Source organism: Thioalkalivibrio halophilus (assembly GCF_001995255.1).
Taxonomy (GTDB): domain Bacteria; phylum Pseudomonadota; class Gammaproteobacteria; order Ectothiorhodospirales; family Ectothiorhodospiraceae; genus Thioalkalivibrio; species Thioalkalivibrio halophilus.
Window position 1 is genome coordinate 22,286 of the sequence record NZ_MUZR01000035.1, and the last position, 19,994, is coordinate 42,279.

A 19,994-nucleotide genomic window follows, 5' to 3' on the forward strand; every position below is an offset into this window, starting at 1 on the left:
CTCTCCGATGACCAGGTCGCCGCTACCATCGATTTCACTCGGTGTTGGGCGTCCCGGTCTCGGAAGCCCGGATGCCGACAAGCATCTTTTCGAGCAGTCTGAGAATGCTGGCGGTGCCCGCAGGATCATGCGGCAGGTTGGCGACCATGTCGCCGACAAGCTGAAGCCGCCCGTCCGGTGCTGTCTCCTGTTCCAGGATTTTGATGACACTGGCCCGGGTTGCCTGCGCCATGATCGAGGCCAGATCCCCACCGAGAATGTACGCTCCGGCTTCCAGATAGTCGAAGTCTTCGTGGTCAAGCAGGCCGACATATTCACGGAACAACCGATCACGATTGCCGGCATCCAGATACGTCTCGACAAGATACCGGAGGTCTTCCGCGTCGCGCCGTCGACGGCCATCCTGCCGGCCGTCATCCCAGGCGATGAGTTTGAGCAGGGCCAGACCCGCTGGAGAGATGCATTGCGTGTCAGTTGGTGGGTCGCTCCTGACCCGCACTAGGCGGGCGGTCCTGGAAGCATCGGCGAACCCCTGCACATTCAGATGGAACACGTGGTCGGGTGGCCAGCTGATGGTATGAGCCGGCCTTTCGATCCCGCCAAACGGGATAAGATCGACCCGCACAGGTTGTTGCGCAGCAATGTACAGCAGGCGCTGCGCGGCACGATCCGTGCGGAAACGACCAGTGGCCAGGAGACCTTTTTCGAGACCCTGGAATGTATCCCAGTGTGCGATCTCCAGCGCGAGATCGATGTCCCGAGTGGCCCGCCGGACCTCGAGGCCAAAACCATGATGGAGAACCATATCCCGCGCGGTGGCCCCGACCACTACAAATGGGATACCCAGCTCGGCGGCCAGGCGACCCACCTCACCCAGCACTTCGGCTAGTAATGGGTCAATCCGGTTCGAGACGTCCAGCCAGACCGTGCTCATACAGCATCCTTGCAGTTTCAATGTTGCGTTCGTCGCCGCTCGCCATGAGTTCGGCATGGACGAGCAGTCGCGGCGCGAGTTCCGGGCCCTCGGTGTGACATTCCGGCGGCCAGAAGGTCTGATGGAGTTCGATGTCTCCATCCGGATCCTTGCGCAGGCCGAAGGCGGCCATCAGCCGGTTGGGGGTCATGCGAGTGTGGATGGAAACCCGCTCCGGGATCAGGTATCCGGTCAGCCTTGCGGCCGCGACCTCCCCTCCCCAGACGGCACCGTACGGTTCCAGGTCGGCGTGCTCCCACCACCCGGGCCCGGGGGCGCGGTAACGCCCGAGTAACGTCCTGGGCCGCAGTTGTTCCGGGTATGCGAGGGTCCACCGTTGAATGAGGGCATGATGGTTGTGCAGACGGCGGGTTCGCGATCCCGTTTCGAGGAGAAAGCCCTGGTCGCGCAGTGCCTGAAGACTGCGGCTGGCACTGCCGAGCGAGACGCCGGCGGCATCGGCAATCTCGCGGTAGGTCGCGTGGAGAAGACGGGGAGCGCACAGCAGGGCGAAGACGACGCGCAGGCCGGCGCTCTGGAAGGCAGCGCGGCCTGCCGGGTCGCGGTCCACCGATTCCGCGGCCACCGGCTTGTTGCCCCGGACGTAGACGTACACCGGCGGGGCATTGATGTAGGCGTTTCCGGCCAGGTCCAGATAGCCGATATCCATGCTCTTCAGGCGTTCGGCCAGGCGCGGGTTCACATACTCGCTGACGATCAGTACGGGGTATTCGGGCTCGAGACGGGCGGCGATCCAGCTCACGCTGGCCGGGGTGAGACGGGGCACGGTGTGGACCTCGAAGCACCGCTGGGTGCGTTCCGGGGCAACCCGCAGGTAAAGGGATGATGCACGTTCGATCTGCGGGTGCAGCCCGGTCGCGCCTTCCAGGCATTCGCATGCCTGTTCCAGAAGCTGTTGTTCCTGTAAACCATCCATGACCGGGCGCCTGTTCAAAGATTAAGCTTGTTCAATATTATTGAACAAAACCAAACAATGAACAACGCGAGGATGGGCGCTCAGTCGAAGACGACGGTCTTGTTGCCGTGGGTGAGCACGCGGCCTTCGAGGTGGTAGCGCAGGCCGCGGGCGAGGACCCAGCGTTCCACGTCGCGGCCCTTGCGGATCATGTCCTGCACGCTGTCGTCGTGACGTACCCGGGTGACGTCCTGTTCGATGATGGGGCCGGCGTCCAGTTCTTCGGTCACGTAGTGGCTGGTGGCGCCGATCAGCTTGACCCCGCGGGTGTGCGCCTGGTGGTAGGGGCGCGCGCCGGAGAACGAGGGCAGGAAGCTGTGGTGGATGTTGATGATGCGCTGCGGGTAGCGCTCGCACATCCACGGCGGGAGGATCTGCATGTAGCGGGCGAGCACCACGGTGTCGGGCTGCAGGTCGTCAAGGCGTTCCTGCAGTTGGGCGAAGGCGCTCGCGCGGTCATCGCGCGGGACGGGGATGTGCTCGAACGGGATGCCGTAGCAGCGCGCCAGGGGTTCGTGGTCGGTGTGGTTGGAGAGGATGGCGGGGATGTCCATGGGCAGCTCGCCGGCGTTCCAGCGGGCGAGCAGGTCGCTGAGGCAGTGTCCTTCGCGGCTGACCATGAGCACCACGCGCTGGCGGCTGCGCGAGTCGGCCAGGACCCAGTCCATGCGCATGTCTTCGCCCAGATGCAGCAGGCGGTCGCGTAGTTCGCCTTCGCGCGCGGGGTCGAGGGCGAAGACCCAGCGCATGAAGAACCAGCCGGCCTCGGCGTCGGTGTGCTGGGCGGCCTCGGTGATCCAGCCGTCGGTGCCGGCAATGGCCTCGGCCACCCGGGCCACGATGCCGTGCTGGTCGGGGCAGACGATGCTGAGGCGAAAGTCGTGGCGCGCGGGCGTGGTTTCGGTCATGGTCGAGATATTCCGGGGAGATTGAAGCGGTCAGGGTACACCGGGGCGCCCGGGAGACCGATACCCGGCAGGAATGACTACGGGCTCGACCGGACGCGCTCCCCGGCCCAGCTGGCAAAGGCGGAATACACCTCCAGGGCGTCGGGCACGGCGCCGATCACGCGATCCAGATCGATCGTGTCATAAAGATGCGTCAGTACGTTGCGCATCGCGCAGGCGTCCACCAGCTGATCGGCCAGCCCGGCATCCAGGCCATGGCGGTCGCGCAGAGCGATGAAAACTTCGCGATAGGCCGAGGCCAGCCGGTCTCCATCCCTGCGCAGGAGTTGCAGCCCGATATCGGCCGCCGATTCACACAAAAGCTGAAGCAGGCGTTCGATCGCATAGTGCTCCTGCCTCTGCACGGACACGTCCAGAGCTGCGTAATACTCCATGTCCGTCAGGAAACGATGGAGCATGTCGAGCTTGCGCCCGATCACCTCGGCGGTATCAGGAGGCATCCGTGCCCTCCATCCGGTGTTGCTGGAAGAGTACGGAGTCGGCGTGCAGGAAGAAGGCCCGGTCCTGCTCGGCGTGGAAGCGCCCGGCCTGTGCTTCGTACAGGCAGACGCCATCCCGGAAGACCTCGAACCGGGTCAGCGGGGAAGTACCCTCGCTCAGAACCAGCAGATCAACCGGGCAGGGTTCCAGGATCTCTTCCAGTTGCCGTTGCCAGCGGCCCTGGGTCATCAGGCCTGGCATCTCCGCCGGCTGAACGGCAAGGTCGATGTCCCGGCCGGTGCCGTCCCGCGCCGTGGAGCCGAACAGGACCAGCAGCTCCCAGCCATGCTCTCTGGCGAGGTGCTCGAGCTGCGAAGTTTGTTCGGGAGAAAGCATGGGGCACCGGGGCAGCGAATCCGAAAGGGTCCAGATTAGGACAACTCCAGTTCGCGGCCAAGGCCGTTCCTACGGGGCGGGGGCTGCAGGAGCGAGCTTGCTCGCGAATGGTGAGCAGCCTGTTCGCGGCCGAGGCCGCTCCTACCGGGGTCAGGCGGTGTCGCGCAGGCCGGGGGGGATGGAGAAGGTGATGGTCTCTTCCTGGCCGGCGACTTCGCTGACCTCGTTCACGCCGCGCTCGCGCAGGTAGTCGATGACTTCCTGCACCAGCAGTTCGGGGGCGGAGGCGCCGGCGGTCACGGCGATTCGGTCGCGGCCTTCGAGCCAGGCGGGGTCGATGTCGGTGGCTCCATCCACCAGATACGACGGCACGCCGGCGCGCGCGCCGATCTCGGCGAGGCGGTTGGAGTTGGAGCTGTTCTTCGAGCCGACCACCAGCAGCAGGTCGCAGTCGTCGGCGAGGGTCTTCACCGCGTCCTGGCGGTTCTGCGTGGCGTAGCAGATGTCCATCTTGCGCGGCCCCTCGATGTTGGGGAAGCGCGCGGTGAGGGCGTCGATGATGTGGGCGGTGTCGTCCATCGACAGCGTGGTCTGCGAAACGAACGCCAGGCGGTCGGGCTCGCTCACCTCCAGGCGTTCCACGTCTTCCACGGTTTCCACCAGCATCATGCGCCCGCCCTTCGAGGTGTCGAACTGGCCCAGGGTGCCCTCCACCTCGGGGTGCCCGGCATGGCCGATGAGGACCACTTCGCGCCCCTCGCGGGCGTGCTTCGACACCTCGAGGTGGACCTTGGTCACCAGCGGGCAGGTGGCGTCGAACACGGTCAGGCCGCGGCGCTCGGCCTCTTCCTCCACGCGGCGCGGTACGCCGTGCGCGGAGAAGATGACCACGTTCCCGTCCGGCACTTCGTCCAGCTCTTCCACGAACACCACGCCGGCGTCTTCCAGGCGCCCGACCACGTGGCGGTTGTGCACCACCTCGTGGCGTACGTACAGCGGGGCGCCGTGGATCTCCAGGGCGCGTTCCACGATCTCGATGGCGCGTTCGACGCCGGCACAGAAGCCGCGGGGGTTGGCGAGCCGGACCTGCATGTTCATGGCCTGTTCTCCTCGCGGATCACTCGTCCGCCGGGTGCACTTCCAGGATCTCCACCTCGAAGGTGAAGTTCTTGCCCGCCAGCGGGTGGTTGAAGTCCACGGTCACGGTCTCCTCGCTCAATTCGCTGATGCGGCCGGGCACGGCCTCGGCCGAAGGGCTGGTGAACTCGTAGATCTGACCCTCTGCCAGCTCCGCCTCGGGCGGGAACTGGTTGCGGGGCACCGACTGGAAAGCCTCTTTCTCGGGCCAAGGGAACATGGTCCCGGCCTCGATCGCAAATTCCCGCTGATCGCCCGGCTGCAGGCCGATCAGCAGGTCTTCCAGCCCGGGCAGGATCTCGCCGGCGCCGACCTCCAGCTCGGTGGGTTCCTCGCCGGTGGAATCCACCACCAGGCCGTTTTCCAGCACCAGCCGGTAATGCATGCGTACGCGCTTTTCTTTTACTACGGTCGTCATCTTTGCTCCAGTTCGCTTGCAGACGCGGGGCGGGTCAGCTGCGGCGGGTGGCCTCGCCTTCGGTAAAGGCGGCAACGATCAGCAGCACCGCGCCCACGGTGATCGCCATGTCGGCGACGTTGAATGCGGGCCAGTGATAACCGGCCCAGTGGAAATCGAGAAAATCCACCACCTTGCCGATGCGCAGGCGGTCCACCAGGTTGCCGATGGCCCCGCCCACGATCAGCCCCAGCGAGGCGATGGTCAGCCAGGCATTGCGCGGCAGACGCGCCAGCCAGACGGTGATCAGCACCCCGGCGGCGATCGCGATCCCGGACAGCAGCCAGCGGCCCCAGCCGCCGGCATCGGCCAGCAGGCTGAACGCGGCCCCCGGGTTGTACAGCAGGGTGAAGTTGAAGAACGGGGCCACTTCCACTGAGGCGAACTGGGTGAGCGCGCGCTCGGCCCAGAACTTGGTGATCTGGTCCAGGACCAGCACCACCGCGGCCAGGGCGAGCCCCGGCGCCAGTCCGGAATGCCCCGGCAGTCTCATGCGAACCGCCGGGTCTCGCCCGGCCCCTCCACGTTGGTCACACAGCGCCCGCACAGTTCCGGATGCGCCGGGTTCTCGCCCACATCGGGACGCAGGTGCCAGCAACGCACGCACTTGGCGTGTTCACTGCGGTGCACCACCACGCCGATCGCGGTGCCGTCCTCCAGGGTCGCGACATGCGCATCGGCCGGGGCGGGCTCGGTGCTCAGGCGCACCTCCGAGGTAATGAACACGAACCGCACCTCGTCACCCAGGCGTTCCAGCGGGGCGCGCACCGGGGCATCGGCAGGCACGTGCAGGTCGATCTCGGCGGTCAGCGAGGCGCCGATGCGCTGCTCGTTGCGGGCGGTTTCCAGCGCGCGGGCGGCGTGGGTGCGCATCTCCAGGATACGGTCCCAGTCGGCACTGCTGAACGTCGCGTCCTCCGGCAGCGGGGCCAGGCCCTCGTACCAGGTGGCGAACAGCACGGAGTCCGCGCGTTCGCCCGGCAGCAGCTCCCAGATCTCCTCGGCGGTGAAGGTCAGGATCGGCGCGATCCACCGGGTCAGGGCCTCGGCCACGTGGTACAGCGCGGTCTGCGCGGAACGCCGCGCGTGCGAGTCCGCCGGCGTGGTGTACTGGCGGTCCTTGATCACGTCGAGGTAGAAGCTGCCCAGCTCCACCGAGCAGAAGTTGTGCACCCGCTGGTAGATCGGGTGGAACAGGAACTCGTCGTACGAGCGGGTGACCTGTTCCTGCACCTGCAGCGCGCGGGCCACGATCCAGCGGTCCAGCGGCAGCAGTTCGTCCAGCGGCACCGCGTGCTCCTGCGGATCGAACCCGCTGAGGTTGCCGAGCAGAAAGCGCATGGTGTTGCGGATGCGGCGATAGGCATCGGCGGTACGGTCGAGGATGTTGTCGGAGATCGCCATCTCGCCGGAGAAGTCGGTCGCCGCGACCCACAGGCGCAGGATGTCCGCGCCCAGGGTGGAGACAACCTCCTGCGGCGCGACGACATTGCCGCGCGACTTCGACATCTTCTCGCCGTTCTCGTCCACGGTGAAGCCGTGGGTCAGCACCCCGCGGTAGGGCGCCTCACCGCGCATGGCCACGCTGGTCAGCAGGCTGGACTGGAACCAGCCGCGGTGCTGGTCGGAACCCTCGAGGAACAGATCCGCCGGCAGGCCGCCCAGCTCGGGGCGCTTCTCCACCACCGTGCTGTGCAGCACGCCGGAGTCGAACCACACGTCCAGGGTGTCGGTGAGCTTGACGTACTCGGCGGCCTCCTCGCCCAGCAGTTCTTCCGGCTCCAGGCGGAACCAGGCCTCGATACCCTCCTCTTCGATCCGCCGAGCCACCTGCTCGGTGAGTTCGGGGGTCATCGGGTGCACGCGGCCGGTCTTGCGATGCAGGAAGAACGGGATTGGCACGCCCCAGTGGCGCTGACGCGAGATGCACCAGTCGGGCCGGTTGGCCACCATGCCGTGGATGCGCGCCTGTCCCCAGTCGGGCATCCAGCGGGTCTCGCCGATCGCGCGCAGGGCGTCGGCACGCAGTTCCTCGCGGTCCATGCTGATGAACCACTGCGGCGTGGCGCGGAAGATGATGGGGGTCTTGTGCCGCCAGCAGTGCGGGTAGCTGTGGTGGAGTTTGCGCGCCACGATCAGCGCGGCCTTCTCGTGCAGCACGTCGATCACGTGGCCGTTGGCCTGGTGCACGTTCTGCCCGGCGAAATACGGCGTGCCCTCCACGAACACCCCGTCGGGGCCCACCGGGTTGTCCACCGGCAGGTTGTACTGCAGGCCCACGGCGTAGTCGTCCTGACCGTGGCCGGGGGCGGTATGCACGCAGCCGGTACCAGCCTCGGTGGTCACGTGGTCGCCGAGAATCAGCGGCACCTCGCGCTCCAGGAACGGGTGCTGCAGCACCAGGCCTTCCAGCGCGGCACCCTTCACGCGTGCCAGCACGCGGCCTTCGCCCAGGTCGTAGCGGGCCAGGCAGTCCTCCAGCAGCCCCTCCGCCAGCAGAAGGCGCTCGTGTTCCAGTTCCACCAGCGCGTAATCCAGCTCCGGGTGCACGGCCACCGCCTGGTTGGCCGGCAGGGTCCACGGCGTGGTGGTCCAGATCACCACGCTCACCGGACCGTCGGCATCCGCCCCGGAGAAACGCCGCACCAGGTCCACGTCGTCCACCACGCGGAAGCGCACGTCGATCGCCTGCGAGATCTTGTCCTCGTACTCCACCTCGGCCTCGGCCAGTGCGGAACCGCAGTCCACACACCAGTGCACGGGCTTCTCGCCCATCTGCACATGGCCGCGTTCGTAGATACGGGCGAGGGCGCGCACGGTGTCCGCCTCGACCTGGTAGTCCATGGTCAGGTACGGGTTCTCCCAGTCCCCCAGCACGCCCAGGCGCTGGAAGTCGGCCGACTGCCCCGCTACCTGCTCGGCGGCATACGCCCGGCAGGCCTCGCGGAAGGAGGCCGCGTCCACTTCGTGTCCCGGCTTGCCGATGTTGTGCTCCACCTGCAGCTCGATCGGCAGGCCGTGGCAGTCCCAGCCCGGCACGTAGGGGGCGTCGAAGCCCGCCAGCGTGCGGCTCTTGACGATAATGTCCTTGAGGATCTTGTTGACCGCGTGGCCGACGTGGATCGAGCCGTTGGCGTACGGCGGGCCGTCGGCCAGCACGAACCGCGGGCGTCCGGCGCAGTGCTCGCGCAGGCGGCGATAACGGTCCTCCGCCCGCCACTGCTCCAGCCATTCCGGCTCGCGCTTTGCCAGGTTCGCCCGCATGGGGAAGGCGGTCTGCGGCAGGTTGAGCGTATCCTTGTAGGGATTCGGCGGTGCCTGTTTCTTGGCCATGGCTCTTCCGGATGGGCCCCGCGGGGCCGGTTGCTGTGGAGTTGAAGGATTCGGCAGTTTCGACCGGTGTCAGCAGACGGTACGGGGCACACGGCCCGGTTCATCGCCCGCCAGGCATTCACGCGCCGTGTCGGCGTCCCGTGCGATCTGCGCCTTGAGGGCATCCAGCCCGTCGAAGCGCTGTTCGCCGCGAACCAGCGCGCGCGGTTCGAACGCCACGCGCGCGCCGTAGAGCTCGGGGGCGGCGTCCAGCACATGGATCTCCAGGCGCTGTTCGGTGCCCTGCACCGTGGGCCGCCAGCCGATGTTCGCCACCGCAGCCAGCGGTTCGCCGCCCGCGCCTTGCAGCCAGCCGGCATACACCCCGCGCAGCGCCAGCGGCCAGCGGCCCAGGCGCACGTTGGCGGTGGGAAAGCCGATGGTGCGCCCAAGGCGATCGCCATGCGCCACCCGGCCATGCAGCCGGTACGGCCGTCCAAGCAGCCGCGCGACCTCGTCGAAGCCGCCCTCGCGCGCGGCGGCGCGCACCCGGGTGCTGCTGATGCGCCCGTCGGCATCGCTGACCGTGGGCGTGGACTCCACGCTGAAGCCCAGCCGCTCCCCTTCGGCACGCATCAGGGCGCTGTCGCCCTCGCGCCCGCGGCCGAAGCGGAAATCATCGCCCACCAGCACGTGGCGCGCGCCCAGCCGCCGGTACAGGACCTCCTCGAGGAAGTCGCGCGCCGGCAGCCCCGCCAGGCGGGCATCGAAACGCAGCACCCAGGCGGCGTCCAGGCCGCGGCCGTCCAGCGCCACCAGACGGTCGCGCAGGCGCTGCAGCCGCCCCGGCGGCGTGGGCGCCCCGGCGTGTTCGGCGAAATATTCGCGCGGCAGCGGCTCGAAGGTCATCAGCACCGACGGCGCCGCATGCTCGCGCGCGGCCGCCAGCAGGCGATCCACCACCGCCTGATGCCCGCAGTGCAGACCATCGAAGTTGCCGATGGTCACCACGGCGCCACGCACCGCGGTCAGCCCGGAATCCGTACCGTCGGGCCTTCCCAGCCCTCGAATCAGCCGCATTGCCCCGTATCCAGGAAAAACGGCAAGTATAACCCGGCGTGCCCCGCGAGATCAGGCCTCGCGCAACAGGAAATGCCGCGGACGCAGCCCGGCCAGCCACAGCGTCACCCCGAGACTGGCCACCCCGGCGACGATCAGCCCGGTCAGCGCGGTCCCGCGCTCGGGGATGGACCAGTCCGTCCACGCGTCCAGCGCCGGCGACAGCACCACCAGCACCGCCACCATCACCGCCAGGGCCACGGGCAGCCCGTAGCGCAGGCGCCGCAGGGCCGGTCCCGGCCGGTAGATCCCTTCGCGCAGCAGGCCGCGGTACAGCAGCCCGGCGTTGATGTAGGCCGAGGCCGAGGTCGCCAGCGCCAGCCCGGCATGCGCACCCGGCACCCCGGACAGATACCACGGCAGCACGAACAGGCCGTTGAGCAGCATGTTCCACAGCATGGCAATGATCGCGATGCGCACCGGGGTTTTCGTGTCCTGGCGGGCGAAGAAGCCCGGCGCGAGCACCTTGATCAGGATGAAGCCCGGGAGCCCCAGCGAATAGGCGGCCAGCGCCAGTGCGGTCATGTGGGTGTCGTGCGGGGTGAACTCCTGATACTGGATCAGCGTCGCGAGGATCGGCACCGCCAGCACCACCAGCCCGGCCATCGCCGGCAGGGCCACCAGCATCGCCGTGCGCAGCGCCCAGTCCAGGGTGCGGCCGAAGGCCTCGGGCCGCTCCTCGTTGAACTGTTTCGCCAGGCGCGGAAGGATTACCGTGCCGATGGCGATGCCGAACAGCGCCAGCGGCAGTTCGACGAAGCGATCGCCGAAATACAGCCAGGAGATCGAACCCGCCACCAGGAACGAGGCGATCAGGGTGTCCACCAGCAGGTTGATCTGCACCACCGAGGTCCCGAGGATCGCGGGCAGCATCAGCTTGACGATCCGGCGCACGCCCTCGTGCGCCCGGCGGAAACGCGGCCGTGGCAGCAGCCCGGCCCGCCACAGAAACGGGATCTGGAAAGCCAGCTGCAGCCCCCCGGCGATGAACACGCCCCAGGCCAGCGCGACCACCGGTTCGGCGAACATCGGCGCCAGCCACAGCGCGGCGCCGATCAGCGCCAGGTTGAGAAACACCGGAGTGAACGCCGGCACCGCGAAGCGCCCGATGCTGTTGAGGATGCCCGCCGCCATCGCCGTCAGGGAGATGAACAGCAGGTACGGGAAGGTGATGCGCAGCATGTCCGCCGCCAGGTCCTGGCGGCCTTCCGCCTGCGCCAGCCCGGGCGCGAAGACCCAGATCAGCAGCGGGGCCGCGAGGATGCCCAGCAGCGTGATTACCGAGACTGCCGCCATCAGCGCCCCGGCGGTATGGTCCAGCAAATCGCGCAGGGCCTCGCGCCCGCGCTTCTCGCGGAATTCGGCAAACACCGGCACGAAGGCCTGGTTGAAGGCCCCCTCGGCGAACAGCCGGCGCAGAAAATTGGGGATGCGGAAGGCGACAAAGAAGGCGTCGGTGGCCGCGCTGGCCCCGAAGGTCACCGCCAGCACCATGTCGCGCAGATAGCCCATGATCCGCGAGATCATGGTCATGCCGCTGACCACAGCGGTGGATCGGAACAGTCGGTTCATGCGGAAGCCGGCACCACACAGACAATGAGCGGACCGGAGTGTAACCGACTCGCCCGTCGCCAGGCCCGGCGACGGCTGTCCCGGGGAACCGCGGGCAGCCGTCAGGAGGAAGGGAGGATTACTCGATCTTCAGGTAGGCGAAGCCTTCGTCGTTCTGCAGCTCGGTCAGGCGCACCACGCCGGAGGGCACCAGCTCGATGTCCACGCCATCCATCAGATCCTCTTCCGGAAGGCCGATGTCACCGCGGGTGATGTCGCACAGCTCCAGCGTCACACCATAGGTGTTGGCCAGGGTGCGCAGGCGGCTCTGCAGCCGTTCGCGCTCCTCCAGCAATTCCTCGTCGGCCTCGAACGGGGTGTCTTCGAGGTCATCATCGGCGATGAAACGGATGCCGTGGGACACGAACACGATCCGCACGTCCGCCTCGATGAACTCGCGCTCGTAATGGGTGACCATGTTGTTGATGCTGGTGAGCATTGCCGAGAAGCGCCGCGGGTCGGCGAAATCGGCGTGGTAGGCGACCTTGGCCTCGGGCTCGAAGGCACGCGCCTGCTGCGGGACCAGGACCAGGCTGGCGGCAAACAGGGCCAGCAGCACCAGCACGAAGCCGGGGACCACGGCGTTGTTGCGGGCGGCGGGGTATTTCATCTCCATGCTCCTTTTTGTGTTGTGATGCCTGCAATGTAGACGCACAGGCTCCGGGATTCCATTCCGGGGGGCGACCGGGGCCGGTTCGCGTAGGAGCCTGCTTGCAGGCGAAGACGAGCTTGACCCTGACCGGCGCCCCGAGTATGCTTTGTCGCCTTTCAGAGAACCCGGCGAATCACGCGAGGGATAGAGTTTTGGCGAATATTGCTTCTGCCCGTAAAAGGGCCCGTCAGTCCATGAAGAACCGCGCCCACAACATGGCGCTGCGGTCGCGTTTCCGTACGTACATGAAGGCGGTCCTCAAGCCGCTGCGTCAGGGAGACGTCGAGGCTGCCCGCGAGGCGTATAGCCAGGCGGTCCCGATCATCGACAAGACCGCGAACAAGGGCCTGATCCACAAAAACAAGGCGGCCCGGCACAAGAGCCGCCTGAACCAGCGGATCCGCGCCCTGCAGGCGTAAGATCCCCGGGCCTGCGGGCCCCGGCCGGCAGCCTGAAGACCGAACGGGCCCGCCCCAGTGCAAAGGGGCGGGCCCGTTTGCGTGCGTATGTCGTGCGCGTGTCGCTACAGCAGCACCATGTTGTCGCGGTGCACCAGCTCCGGCTCGAACTGATAGCCCAGCTCCGCCTCGATCTGATCGGCACGCAGACCGCGGATGCGCTCCACCTCGGCCGCCGAGTAGTTGACCAGTCCACGCGCAACACCGGAGCCATCCGGGGCCACGCAGGTCACCACCTCGCCGCGGCGGAATTCCCCCTCGACCCGCGCCACGCCCACCGCCAGCAGGCTGCGACCGGATTCGCGCAGCACCCGCGCGGCACCCTCGTCGAGATGCAGCACACCGCGCGAATGCAGCTGGTCGGCGATCCAGCGCTTGCGCGCGGCCAGCGGCTCGCGGTCCGGCTGCAGCCAGGTCCCCACGTCTTCGCCGGCCAGGACCCGCGCCATCACGCGCTCCTCGCGCCCCGAGGCGATCACGGTATGAGTACCGGAACGCGCGGCACGCTCCGCGGCGTACAGCTTGGTGGCCATGCCGCCGCGTCCCAGCCGCCCGAACTCCGGAGCCACGAACTGCTGCAGCGTCACGTCGGAGGCGCGGCCTTCGGCGATCCGCCGGGCCTGCGGGTCACGCCGCGGATCGGCGTCGAACAGGCCCTCCTGATCGGTCAGGATCAGCAACAGATCGGCCACCACCAGGTTGGCGACCAGCGCCGCCAGGGTGTCGTTGTCGCCCAGCCGGATCTCCTCGTAGGCCACGGTGTCGTTCTCGTTGACCACCGGGATGGTGCCGAGGGTCAGCAAGGCCTGCATGGTCGAACGCGCATTCAGGTAGCGCTCGCGGTCGGCCAGGTCGTCATGCGTCAGCAGGACCTGGGCGGCGTGCAGCCCGTGCGCCGCGAATTCCTGCTCGTAGGCCTGCACCAGCCCCATCTGACCGACCGCGGCCGAGGCCTGCAGCTGATGCAGCTGGTGCGGCCGCTCGGTCATGCCCAGGCGATACATGCCTTCGGCCACCGCCCCGCTGGACACCAGGATCACCTCCAGCCCCTGCTCCCGCAGTTCGGCCATCTGCCGGGCCCAGGCCTGCAGGGCCGGGCGGTCGAGGCCGGTGCCATCGGCGGTAATCAGCGCGCTGCCGATCTTCACCACCACGCGCCGCGCCTGCGGCAGGGCGCGGCTCATGCTTCGCCCTCCGGCTCGCCCTCCGCCGGGTCGAGACGCCGGCGCTCGACTTCGCGCATCACGGCCTGCAGCAGACCGTCCACGCCGTCGCCGGTGGCGGCGGAGATGCGGTACTGCGGCACGTCGCCGCCGGGCGCCGCCTGCATGCGCTCGCCCAGCGCGTCCAGCGCCTCCGCGTCCAGCAGCTCGCACTTGTTGAGCACCAGCCAGCGCGGGCGCGCCGCCAGTTCTTCGCTGTGCCGCTGCAGCTCGGTGAGCGCGGTCTGCATGTCGGTGACCGGGTCCGCTTCGGGGTCCGGCGGGGCCACGTCCACCAGGTGCAGCAGCAGCTCGGTGCGCCCCAGGTGCTTGAGGAAGCGGGTGCCCAGCCCGGCACCCTCGGCCGCGCCCTCGATCAGCCCGGGTATATCGGCCATCACGAAGCTCTGCTCGGGCCCCACGCTGACCACGCCCAGTTGCGGATAAAGCGTGGTGAACGGGTAGTCGGCCACCCGCGGACGCGCGGCCGACGCGCGCGACAGCAGGGTCGATTTGCCGGCATTCGGCAGCCCCAGCAGCCCCACGTCGGCCAGCACCCGCAGTTCCAGCTGCAGGCGACGCTGCTCGCCCGGCGTGCCCGGCTTGCTCTGGCGCGGGGCCTGGTTGGTGGAGCTCTTGTAGCGGGTGTTGCCGAGCCCGTGATAGCCGCCCTGGGCGACCAGCAGACGCTGGCCGTCCGCGGTGATGTCGCCCAGCAGCTCGTCGGTTTCCGCGTCACGCACCACGGTGCCCACCGGCACCGCGATCTCGAGGTCTTCGCCGGACGCGCCGGTGCGGTTCTGACCCATGCCGTTTTTCCCGCGCGGCCCGTCGAAACGCTTCTGGTAGCGGAAGTCGGCCAGGGTGTTCAGGCGCTCGGTCCCGACCAGCCACACCGAACCTCCGTCCCCGCCGTCGCCGCCATCCGGCCCGCCGAAGGGGATGTACTTCTCGCGGCGGAAGCTCACGCAGCCATTACCGCCATCGCCGGCCCTGACCACGATGTTCGCCTCGTCGATGAACTGCATCCTTCGCCTCCGGAGGGGATAGAAACAAAAAAAGCCCCGCAGAACGGGGCTTTACGGCGATCCGCGTAGCGGTCAGCCGGATTACTGCTGCGGCTGGACCGTCACGAAACGGCGGTTGAAACGACCGCCCTTCTTGAACACGACCTCGCCATCCACCTTGGCGAACAGCGTGTGGTCCTTGCCGCAACCCACGTTCTCGCCGGGATGATACTGCGTACCGCGCTGACGCACGAGGATGTTGCCGGCGCTCACGATCTGGCCGCCAAACCGCTTGACGCCAAGGCGTTTACTCTCGGAATCGCGCCCGTTCTTGGAACTGCCGCCTGCCTTCTTGTGTGCCATGTTCTCGTTCTCCCGAGTACTGTCGTGCCGCAGCTCAGCCGGCGATGCCGGTGATGCGCACGGTGGTGTAGTGCTGCCGGTGGCCCGCCTGCTTCATGCTGTGCTTGCGGCGCCGGAATTTGATGATGCGGACCTTGTCGCCGCGGCCGTGGTCCTCGACTTTGGCGGTGACCTTGCCGCCATCGACCACCGGGGCCCCGACGCGGACATCGTCACCCGCACCCACCATCAGCACCTGGTCGAAATCGACCTCGGAACCGACTTCGGCGTCGAGCTTTTCGATGCGGATCACGTCACCTTCGGCGACGCGGTACTGTTTACCACCTGTTGCGATGATCGCGTACATTTCCCTGGGACTCCGTTGCGATGACCTGTATGGACCAGGTGCTGATGACTGGTCTCGCGAAAGGGCGGCAATGCTAGCAGCACCCCCGCCGGGGGTCAACGTTTCGGCCACCCGTATTGCTTGACACCCCGCCACCCCCTTTCTAGCATGCCGGGCTCTTCATTTGCTGGAGGCGGCGCGCGCGTGCGGGCCTGCCGAAACCGACCCCACCCTCACCGGCCTGCCGAACCGCATGTCCATAGACGCCATCCGAGAGCTCGCTGCCGACGACATGCAGGCAGTCGACGCCTGCATCCGCGACCGGCTCAGCTCCCCCGTGGTGCTGATCAACCAGCTCGGACACTACATCATCCACAGTGGCGGCAAGCGACTGCGGCCGTTGCTGGCGACCCTGTCGGCCCGGGCCTGCGGTTACGAGGGCGACAAGCACGTCACCCTGGCGGCGCTGGTGGAGTTCATCCACACCGCGACCCTGCTGCACGACGACGTGGTGGATGCCTCGGAAATGCGCCGCGGCAACGAGACCGCGAACCACATCTTCGGCAACGAGGCCGCCGTGCTGGTGGGTGACTTCCTCTACACCCGCGCCTTCGAGATGATGGTCGAGATCGACTCGATGCGGGTGATGGAGATCCTGTCGCGCGCGACCAACGTCATCGCGGAAGGCGAAGTGATGCAGCTGATGAACTGCCACGACGCGGATGTCGACGAGGCGCGCTACATGGACGTGATCCAGTCGAAGACCGCCAAGCTGTTCGAGGCGGCCTGCCAGATCGGCGGCATCCTCGCGCAGCGCGACGCCGCCGACGAGGCCGCGCTGGCGCGCTACGGCATGCACCTGGGCACCGCGTTCCAGCTGATCGACGATGTGCTCGACTATTCGGCCGACCCCGAGGTGACCGGCAAGCAGCTGGGCGACGACCTCGCCGAGGGCAAGCCGACCCTGCCGCTGATCCACGTGCTGCGCGAGGGCAGCGACGCCGAAAAGGCCGTGGTGCGCCGGGCGATCGAACAGGGCGGGCGCGAGGAAACCGACGCGGTGATCGCGGCCATGCACTCCACCGGCGCGCTGGAGTACGCCCGGGCGCGGGCGGAGGCCGAAACCGACGCGGCGATCGACGCCATCGCCGGGCTGCCGGACACCCCCCACCGCCGCGCCCTGGCGGACATCGCCCGCTTCGCCGTGGGCCGCGATCACTGACACCGCGTTCGCCCGGGGCATGGACAACCCCGAACAAACACGGCATAATATCGAGCTCAGCGTCGGAGTGTAGCTCAGCTTGGTAGAGCACTGCCTTCGGGAGGCAGGGGTCGAAGGTTCGAATCCTTTCACTCCGACCATTTCCCGATTTCTCCGGTCGGGCGGTGCATCCGGCACCGCCCGGTCCTTCCTTCGGCGGATGCCTGCATGAGCGTTTCTTCCCGGCCCGCACGTGGCACGCTGTACATCGTTTCCGCACCTTCGGGTGCCGGCAAGACCAGTCTGGTCGGCGCATTGCTGGACAGCGTCGAGGACGTCGAGGTCTCGGTCTCGCACACCACGCGTCAGCCGCGCCCGGGCGAGGTCGACGGCATCGACTACCATTTCGTTTCGGCGGAGACCTTCCTCGGCATGATCGAGGACGGCAAGCTGCTGGAACACGCCAAGGTGTTCGACAACTTCTACGGCACCGCACTGGCCAGCGTGAACGAACGCCTGGACGCCGGTTTCGACGTGATCCTGGAGATCGACTGGCAGGGTGCCCGGCAGGTCCGCGCCGCGGTGCCGGACTGCCGCTCGGTCTTCATCCTGCCGCCTTCGCGCACCGAACTGGAACGTCGGCTGCGCGGCCGTGGTCAGGATAGTGAGGAGGTGATCGAACGCCGCCTGCGTGATGCCGAGTCGGACTGCACGCATTACCGCGAATACGACTACACCGTGGTCAACGCGGAGTTTGATCAGGCTCTGCGGGATCTCGCCAGCATCTTCCGCTCCAACCGGCTGCGCACGGTGGAGCAGGAGATCCGCTCTGCGGACACCCTGAACAACCTGCTGGCCGGTGCCCGGGCATCGGCCTGACATACGCAACAGACGCAACAGCCGGAGCAAGACCATGGCCCGCATAACCGTCGAGGACTGCCTCGAAAAAGTCGACAACCGCTTCGAGCTGGTGATGATGGCCGCCCGTCGCGCGCGTCACATCGCCCACGGCAAGGAACCCCGAGTGCCCGAGAACAACGACAAGCCAACGGTCATCGCCCTGCGCGAGATCGCAGCGGGCGTGGTCGGGGCCGAGGTGTTCGACGAGCACGACGAGCGTCCGCAGAACCAGATGCTGGATTTCTCCACGATCCGGCACCTGGAACAGCTCGAAGCCGACGAACGGTAGGTGGAGCCCTTGGCCGCTGGGCTTTCAGCGCCCGGGGCCGTCTCCTCGGCTTCCTCGGGCTCCGCGCGTTTCCTGATCAGCGACCTGTGCGCTGAGCTGGAGGCGTACCTGGAGCCCGAGCAGGTCGAGGAGATCTATCGCGCGTATCTATTCGGCGCCGAGGCCCACGAGGGCCAGACGCGCAAGACCGGCGAGCCGTACATCTACCACCCCCTGGCCGTGGCCCGCACCATGGCCGAGATGCGCATGGACCACCGCGCGATCTGCGCGGCCATCCTCCATGACGTGATGGAGGACACCCCCACCAGCAAGGACCGCATCCACGCCGAGTTCGGCGAGGAAGTCGCAGAGCTGGTCGACGGGGTCTCCAAGCTGACCCACCTGCAGTTCCAGTCCAAGGCCGAGGCGCAGGCGGAGAACTTCCGCAAGATGATGCTGGCGATCACCCGCGACATTCGGGTGATCCTGGTCAAGCTGGCCGACCGCCTGCACAACATGCGCACCCTGGGCGTGATGCGCCCGGACAAGAAGCGCCGCATCGCCAACGAGACCCTGGAGATCTACGCCCCCATCGCGCAGCGCCTGGGGATGAACGCCATGCGCCGCGAGCTGGAACACCTCGGCTTTGTCGCCAGGCATCCCTGGCGGTCCGCGGTCCTGGAACGCGCGATGCAGGACGCCCGCGGCAACCGCCGCGAGCCGATGCGCAACATCGAGCAGGCGATCTGCTCGCGCATGGAGGCCGCGGGCATCGAGGGCCGGATCTCCGGACGCGAGAAATCGCTGTACAGCATCTACCGCAAGATGCGCTCGAAGCGGCACACCTTCGAAGATGTGTTCGACGTGTTCGCGATCCGCATCGTGGTCGACGACATGGACACCTGCTACCGCTCGCTGGGGGTGGTCCACAACCTGTACAAGCCGGTGCCGGGGCGCTTCAAGGACTACATCGCGATCCCCAAGTCCAACGGCTACCAGTCACTGCACACCGTGCTGTTCGGCCCGCAGGGCATCCCGATCGAGGTGCAGATCCGCACCACCGAGATGGATCGTGTCGCGGAAAGCGGCATCGCCGCCCACTGGCAGTACAAGTCGGGGGGCGAGCTGGCGCAGACGGCGCAGAGCCGCGCACGCGAATGGCTCAAGGATGTCCTCGAGATCCAGAACAGCGTGGGCAATTCGATCGAGTTCCTGGAAAACGTGAAGGTCGACCTGTTCCCCGACGAGGTCTACACCTTCACCCCGGGTGGCGACATCCTGGTCCTGCCGCGCAACGCCACGCCCATCGACTTCGCCTATGCCGTGCACTCGGACGTCGGCAACCGCTGCGTGGCCGCCAAGATCGACCGCCAGCTGGCGCCGCTCTCCAGCCGGCTGCAAAGCGGCCAGACGGTGGAGATCGTCACCGCGCAGGGTGCCCGGCCCAACCCGGCCTGGCTGTCGTTCGTGGTCACCGGCAAGGCCCGCACCGGCATCCGCCACTGCCTGAAATCCATGCAGAAGGACGAGGCGCGGGCCCTTGGCCGCCGCCTGCTGGAAAAATCCCTGGCGGCACTGGATTCCAGCCTCGCGCGGATCTCCCCGGCACAGCTGGACCAGCTCCTGGACAACATGAAACTCACCGAGCTGGATGATCTGCTGGCCGAGATCGGTCTGGGGAATCGCATGGCCTCGCTGGTGGCACGCCAGCTGGTGGGCCTGGACGGCGAGGCGGCCGAGATCGAGGGCGAGACCGACGGCCACGAGACCGCATCCCTGGCGATCCGCGGGACCGAGGGCATGGTCCTGAACTACGGCCGCTGCTGCTATCCCATCCCGGGTGATCCAATCATCGGTCAGCTGAGCGCCGGGCGCGGCCTGGTGGTCCATCGCGAAAACTGCCGCAACCTGCACGAGGGCCGCGAACGTCCGGATCGCAGGATCGACCTCGAGTGGTCGCACGAACCGGGCCTGCAGTTCACCGCTGCGGTGCGCACGCGTACTGCCAACCGCCGCGGCGCGCTGGCCGAGATGGCTGCCTGCATCGCCGACCAGGGCTCCAACATCGAGCACATCTCGTTCAACGAGCAGGACGGCCACTCCACCGCCATGACCTTCCAGCTGACAGTGCGCGACCGCCAGCACCTGGCGCAGATCATGCGCGGCCTGCGGCGCCTGCCGGACGTGCTGCGGATCTCGCGCCCGCGCGGCTGACGCGGTATGGTTCCCGGCGCTGAATAACCAGGAGG

General features: G+C 67.5%; 21 protein-coding genes and 1 tRNA gene. 6 read left to right on the top strand and 16 right to left on the bottom strand.

What is annotated here, in order from left to right:
- Window positions 1–34: 34 nt before the first annotated feature.
- The 12 genes from B1A74_RS08990 to B1A74_RS09045 form a co-directional block, all read right to left on the bottom strand.
- Window positions 35–934 carry a nucleotidyl transferase AbiEii/AbiGii toxin family protein gene (locus B1A74_RS08990; RefSeq protein ID WP_077244434.1) on the bottom strand — a complete coding sequence of 300 codons (900 nt, stop codon included), beginning with the start codon at window positions 932–934 and terminating at the stop codon, window positions 35–37.
- Window positions 897–1,910, bottom strand: a complete 1,014-nt coding sequence (locus B1A74_RS08995; RefSeq protein WP_018947171.1) for a type IV toxin-antitoxin system AbiEi family antitoxin — start codon at window positions 1,908–1,910, stop codon at window positions 897–899. Before B1A74_RS08995 ends, B1A74_RS08990 begins: the two co-directional genes overlap by 38 nt.
- Before the next feature lie 80 nt (window positions 1,911–1,990).
- Window positions 1,991–2,857 carry a formyltetrahydrofolate deformylase gene (purU, locus tag B1A74_RS09000; RefSeq protein ID WP_077244435.1) on the bottom strand — a complete coding sequence of 289 codons (867 nt, stop codon included), beginning with the start codon at window positions 2,855–2,857 and terminating at the stop codon, window positions 1,991–1,993.
- 77 nt (window positions 2,858–2,934) lie between these two features.
- Window positions 2,935–3,357: a type VII toxin-antitoxin system HepT family RNase toxin gene (hepT, locus tag B1A74_RS09005; protein ID WP_018947173.1), complete on the bottom strand. Its 423-nt coding sequence runs from the start codon at window positions 3,355–3,357 to the stop codon at window positions 2,935–2,937.
- On the bottom strand, window positions 3,347–3,733 hold the full coding sequence (locus tag B1A74_RS09010; RefSeq protein ID WP_018947174.1) for a nucleotidyltransferase family protein: 387 nt from the start codon (window positions 3,731–3,733) through the stop codon (window positions 3,347–3,349). The genes hepT and B1A74_RS09010 overlap by 11 nt, the downstream gene beginning before the upstream one ends.
- 150 nt (window positions 3,734–3,883) lie before the next feature.
- Complete coding sequence (ispH, locus tag B1A74_RS09015; protein WP_024329450.1) at window positions 3,884–4,831, bottom strand: 4-hydroxy-3-methylbut-2-enyl diphosphate reductase; 948 nt, start codon at window positions 4,829–4,831, stop codon at window positions 3,884–3,886.
- A 19-nt stretch (window positions 4,832–4,850) separates the two neighbouring features.
- Window positions 4,851–5,288, bottom strand: coding sequence for an FKBP-type peptidyl-prolyl cis-trans isomerase (locus B1A74_RS09020; RefSeq protein WP_018868985.1), 438 nt, complete (start codon window positions 5,286–5,288; stop codon window positions 4,851–4,853).
- A gap of 34 nt (window positions 5,289–5,322) precedes the next feature.
- Window positions 5,323–5,820, bottom strand: coding sequence for a signal peptidase II (gene lspA, locus B1A74_RS09025; protein WP_077244436.1), 498 nt, complete (start codon window positions 5,818–5,820; stop codon window positions 5,323–5,325).
- A complete protein-coding gene (ileS, locus tag B1A74_RS09030; RefSeq protein WP_077244437.1) occupies window positions 5,817–8,660 on the bottom strand; it encodes an isoleucine--tRNA ligase in 2,844 nt (947 codons plus the stop codon). Before ileS ends, lspA begins: the two co-directional genes overlap by 4 nt.
- Before the next feature lie 69 nt (window positions 8,661–8,729).
- Window positions 8,730–9,719, bottom strand: coding sequence for a bifunctional riboflavin kinase/FAD synthetase (gene ribF / locus B1A74_RS09035; RefSeq protein WP_018947179.1), 990 nt, complete (start codon window positions 9,717–9,719; stop codon window positions 8,730–8,732).
- Between the two features lie 51 nt (window positions 9,720–9,770).
- The gene (gene murJ / locus B1A74_RS09040) at window positions 9,771–11,330 is read right to left on the bottom strand and encodes a murein biosynthesis integral membrane protein MurJ (RefSeq protein WP_077244438.1); all 1,560 of its coding nucleotides are present in this window, start codon (window positions 11,328–11,330) and stop codon (window positions 9,771–9,773) included.
- A gap of 118 nt (window positions 11,331–11,448) precedes the next feature.
- A complete protein-coding gene (locus B1A74_RS09045) occupies window positions 11,449–11,979 on the bottom strand; it encodes a DsrE family protein (RefSeq protein ID WP_024329452.1) in 531 nt (176 codons plus the stop codon).
- 194 nt (window positions 11,980–12,173) lie between these two features.
- Here B1A74_RS09045 and rpsT point away from each other — a divergent pair, with 194 nt between their 5' ends.
- Window positions 12,174–12,440, top strand: coding sequence for a 30S ribosomal protein S20 (rpsT, locus tag B1A74_RS09050; RefSeq protein ID WP_024329453.1), 267 nt, complete (start codon window positions 12,174–12,176; stop codon window positions 12,438–12,440).
- Between the two features lie 104 nt (window positions 12,441–12,544).
- On the opposite strand, the gene proB is transcribed toward rpsT, so the two are convergent.
- The 4 genes from proB to rplU form a co-directional block, all read right to left on the bottom strand.
- Window positions 12,545–13,663 (bottom strand): glutamate 5-kinase, encoded by a 1,119-nt coding sequence (gene proB / locus B1A74_RS09055; RefSeq protein WP_018947182.1) that lies wholly within the window; start codon window positions 13,661–13,663, stop codon window positions 12,545–12,547.
- On the bottom strand, window positions 13,660–14,709 hold the full coding sequence (gene cgtA, locus B1A74_RS09060; protein ID WP_077244439.1) for an Obg family GTPase CgtA: 1,050 nt from the start codon (window positions 14,707–14,709) through the stop codon (window positions 13,660–13,662). The genes proB and cgtA overlap by 4 nt, the downstream gene beginning before the upstream one ends.
- Window positions 14,710–14,790: 81 nt before the next feature.
- Window positions 14,791–15,051 carry a 50S ribosomal protein L27 gene (gene rpmA, locus B1A74_RS09065; protein WP_018947184.1) on the bottom strand — a complete coding sequence of 87 codons (261 nt, stop codon included), beginning with the start codon at window positions 15,049–15,051 and terminating at the stop codon, window positions 14,791–14,793.
- Between the two features lie 34 nt (window positions 15,052–15,085).
- Window positions 15,086–15,397, bottom strand: a complete 312-nt coding sequence (gene rplU / locus B1A74_RS09070; RefSeq protein WP_018936343.1) for a 50S ribosomal protein L21 — start codon at window positions 15,395–15,397, stop codon at window positions 15,086–15,088.
- Window positions 15,398–15,629: 232 nt separating this feature from the next.
- Here rplU and ispB point away from each other — a divergent pair, with 232 nt between their 5' ends.
- The 5 genes from ispB (at window position 15,630) to spoT (ending at window position 19,959) form a co-directional block, all read left to right on the top strand.
- Window positions 15,630–16,598, top strand: a complete 969-nt coding sequence (ispB, locus tag B1A74_RS09075; protein WP_026288993.1) for an octaprenyl diphosphate synthase — start codon at window positions 15,630–15,632, stop codon at window positions 16,596–16,598.
- 63 nt (window positions 16,599–16,661) lie between these two features.
- A tRNA-Pro gene (locus tag B1A74_RS09080) sits at window positions 16,662–16,738 on the top strand.
- Window positions 16,739–16,805: 67 nt separating this feature from the next.
- Entirely contained in the window at window positions 16,806–17,456 is a 651-nt protein-coding gene (gmk, locus tag B1A74_RS09085; protein WP_018947186.1) for a guanylate kinase, read from the top strand.
- Between the two features lie 34 nt (window positions 17,457–17,490).
- Entirely contained in the window at window positions 17,491–17,766 is a 276-nt protein-coding gene (gene rpoZ / locus B1A74_RS09090) for a DNA-directed RNA polymerase subunit omega (RefSeq protein ID WP_018947187.1), read from the top strand.
- A 9-nt stretch (window positions 17,767–17,775) separates the two neighbouring features.
- Complete coding sequence (gene spoT / locus B1A74_RS09095) at window positions 17,776–19,959, top strand: bifunctional GTP diphosphokinase/guanosine-3',5'-bis pyrophosphate 3'-pyrophosphohydrolase (RefSeq protein WP_026288994.1); 2,184 nt, start codon at window positions 17,776–17,778, stop codon at window positions 19,957–19,959.
- Window positions 19,960–19,994: the final 35 nt, after the last annotated feature.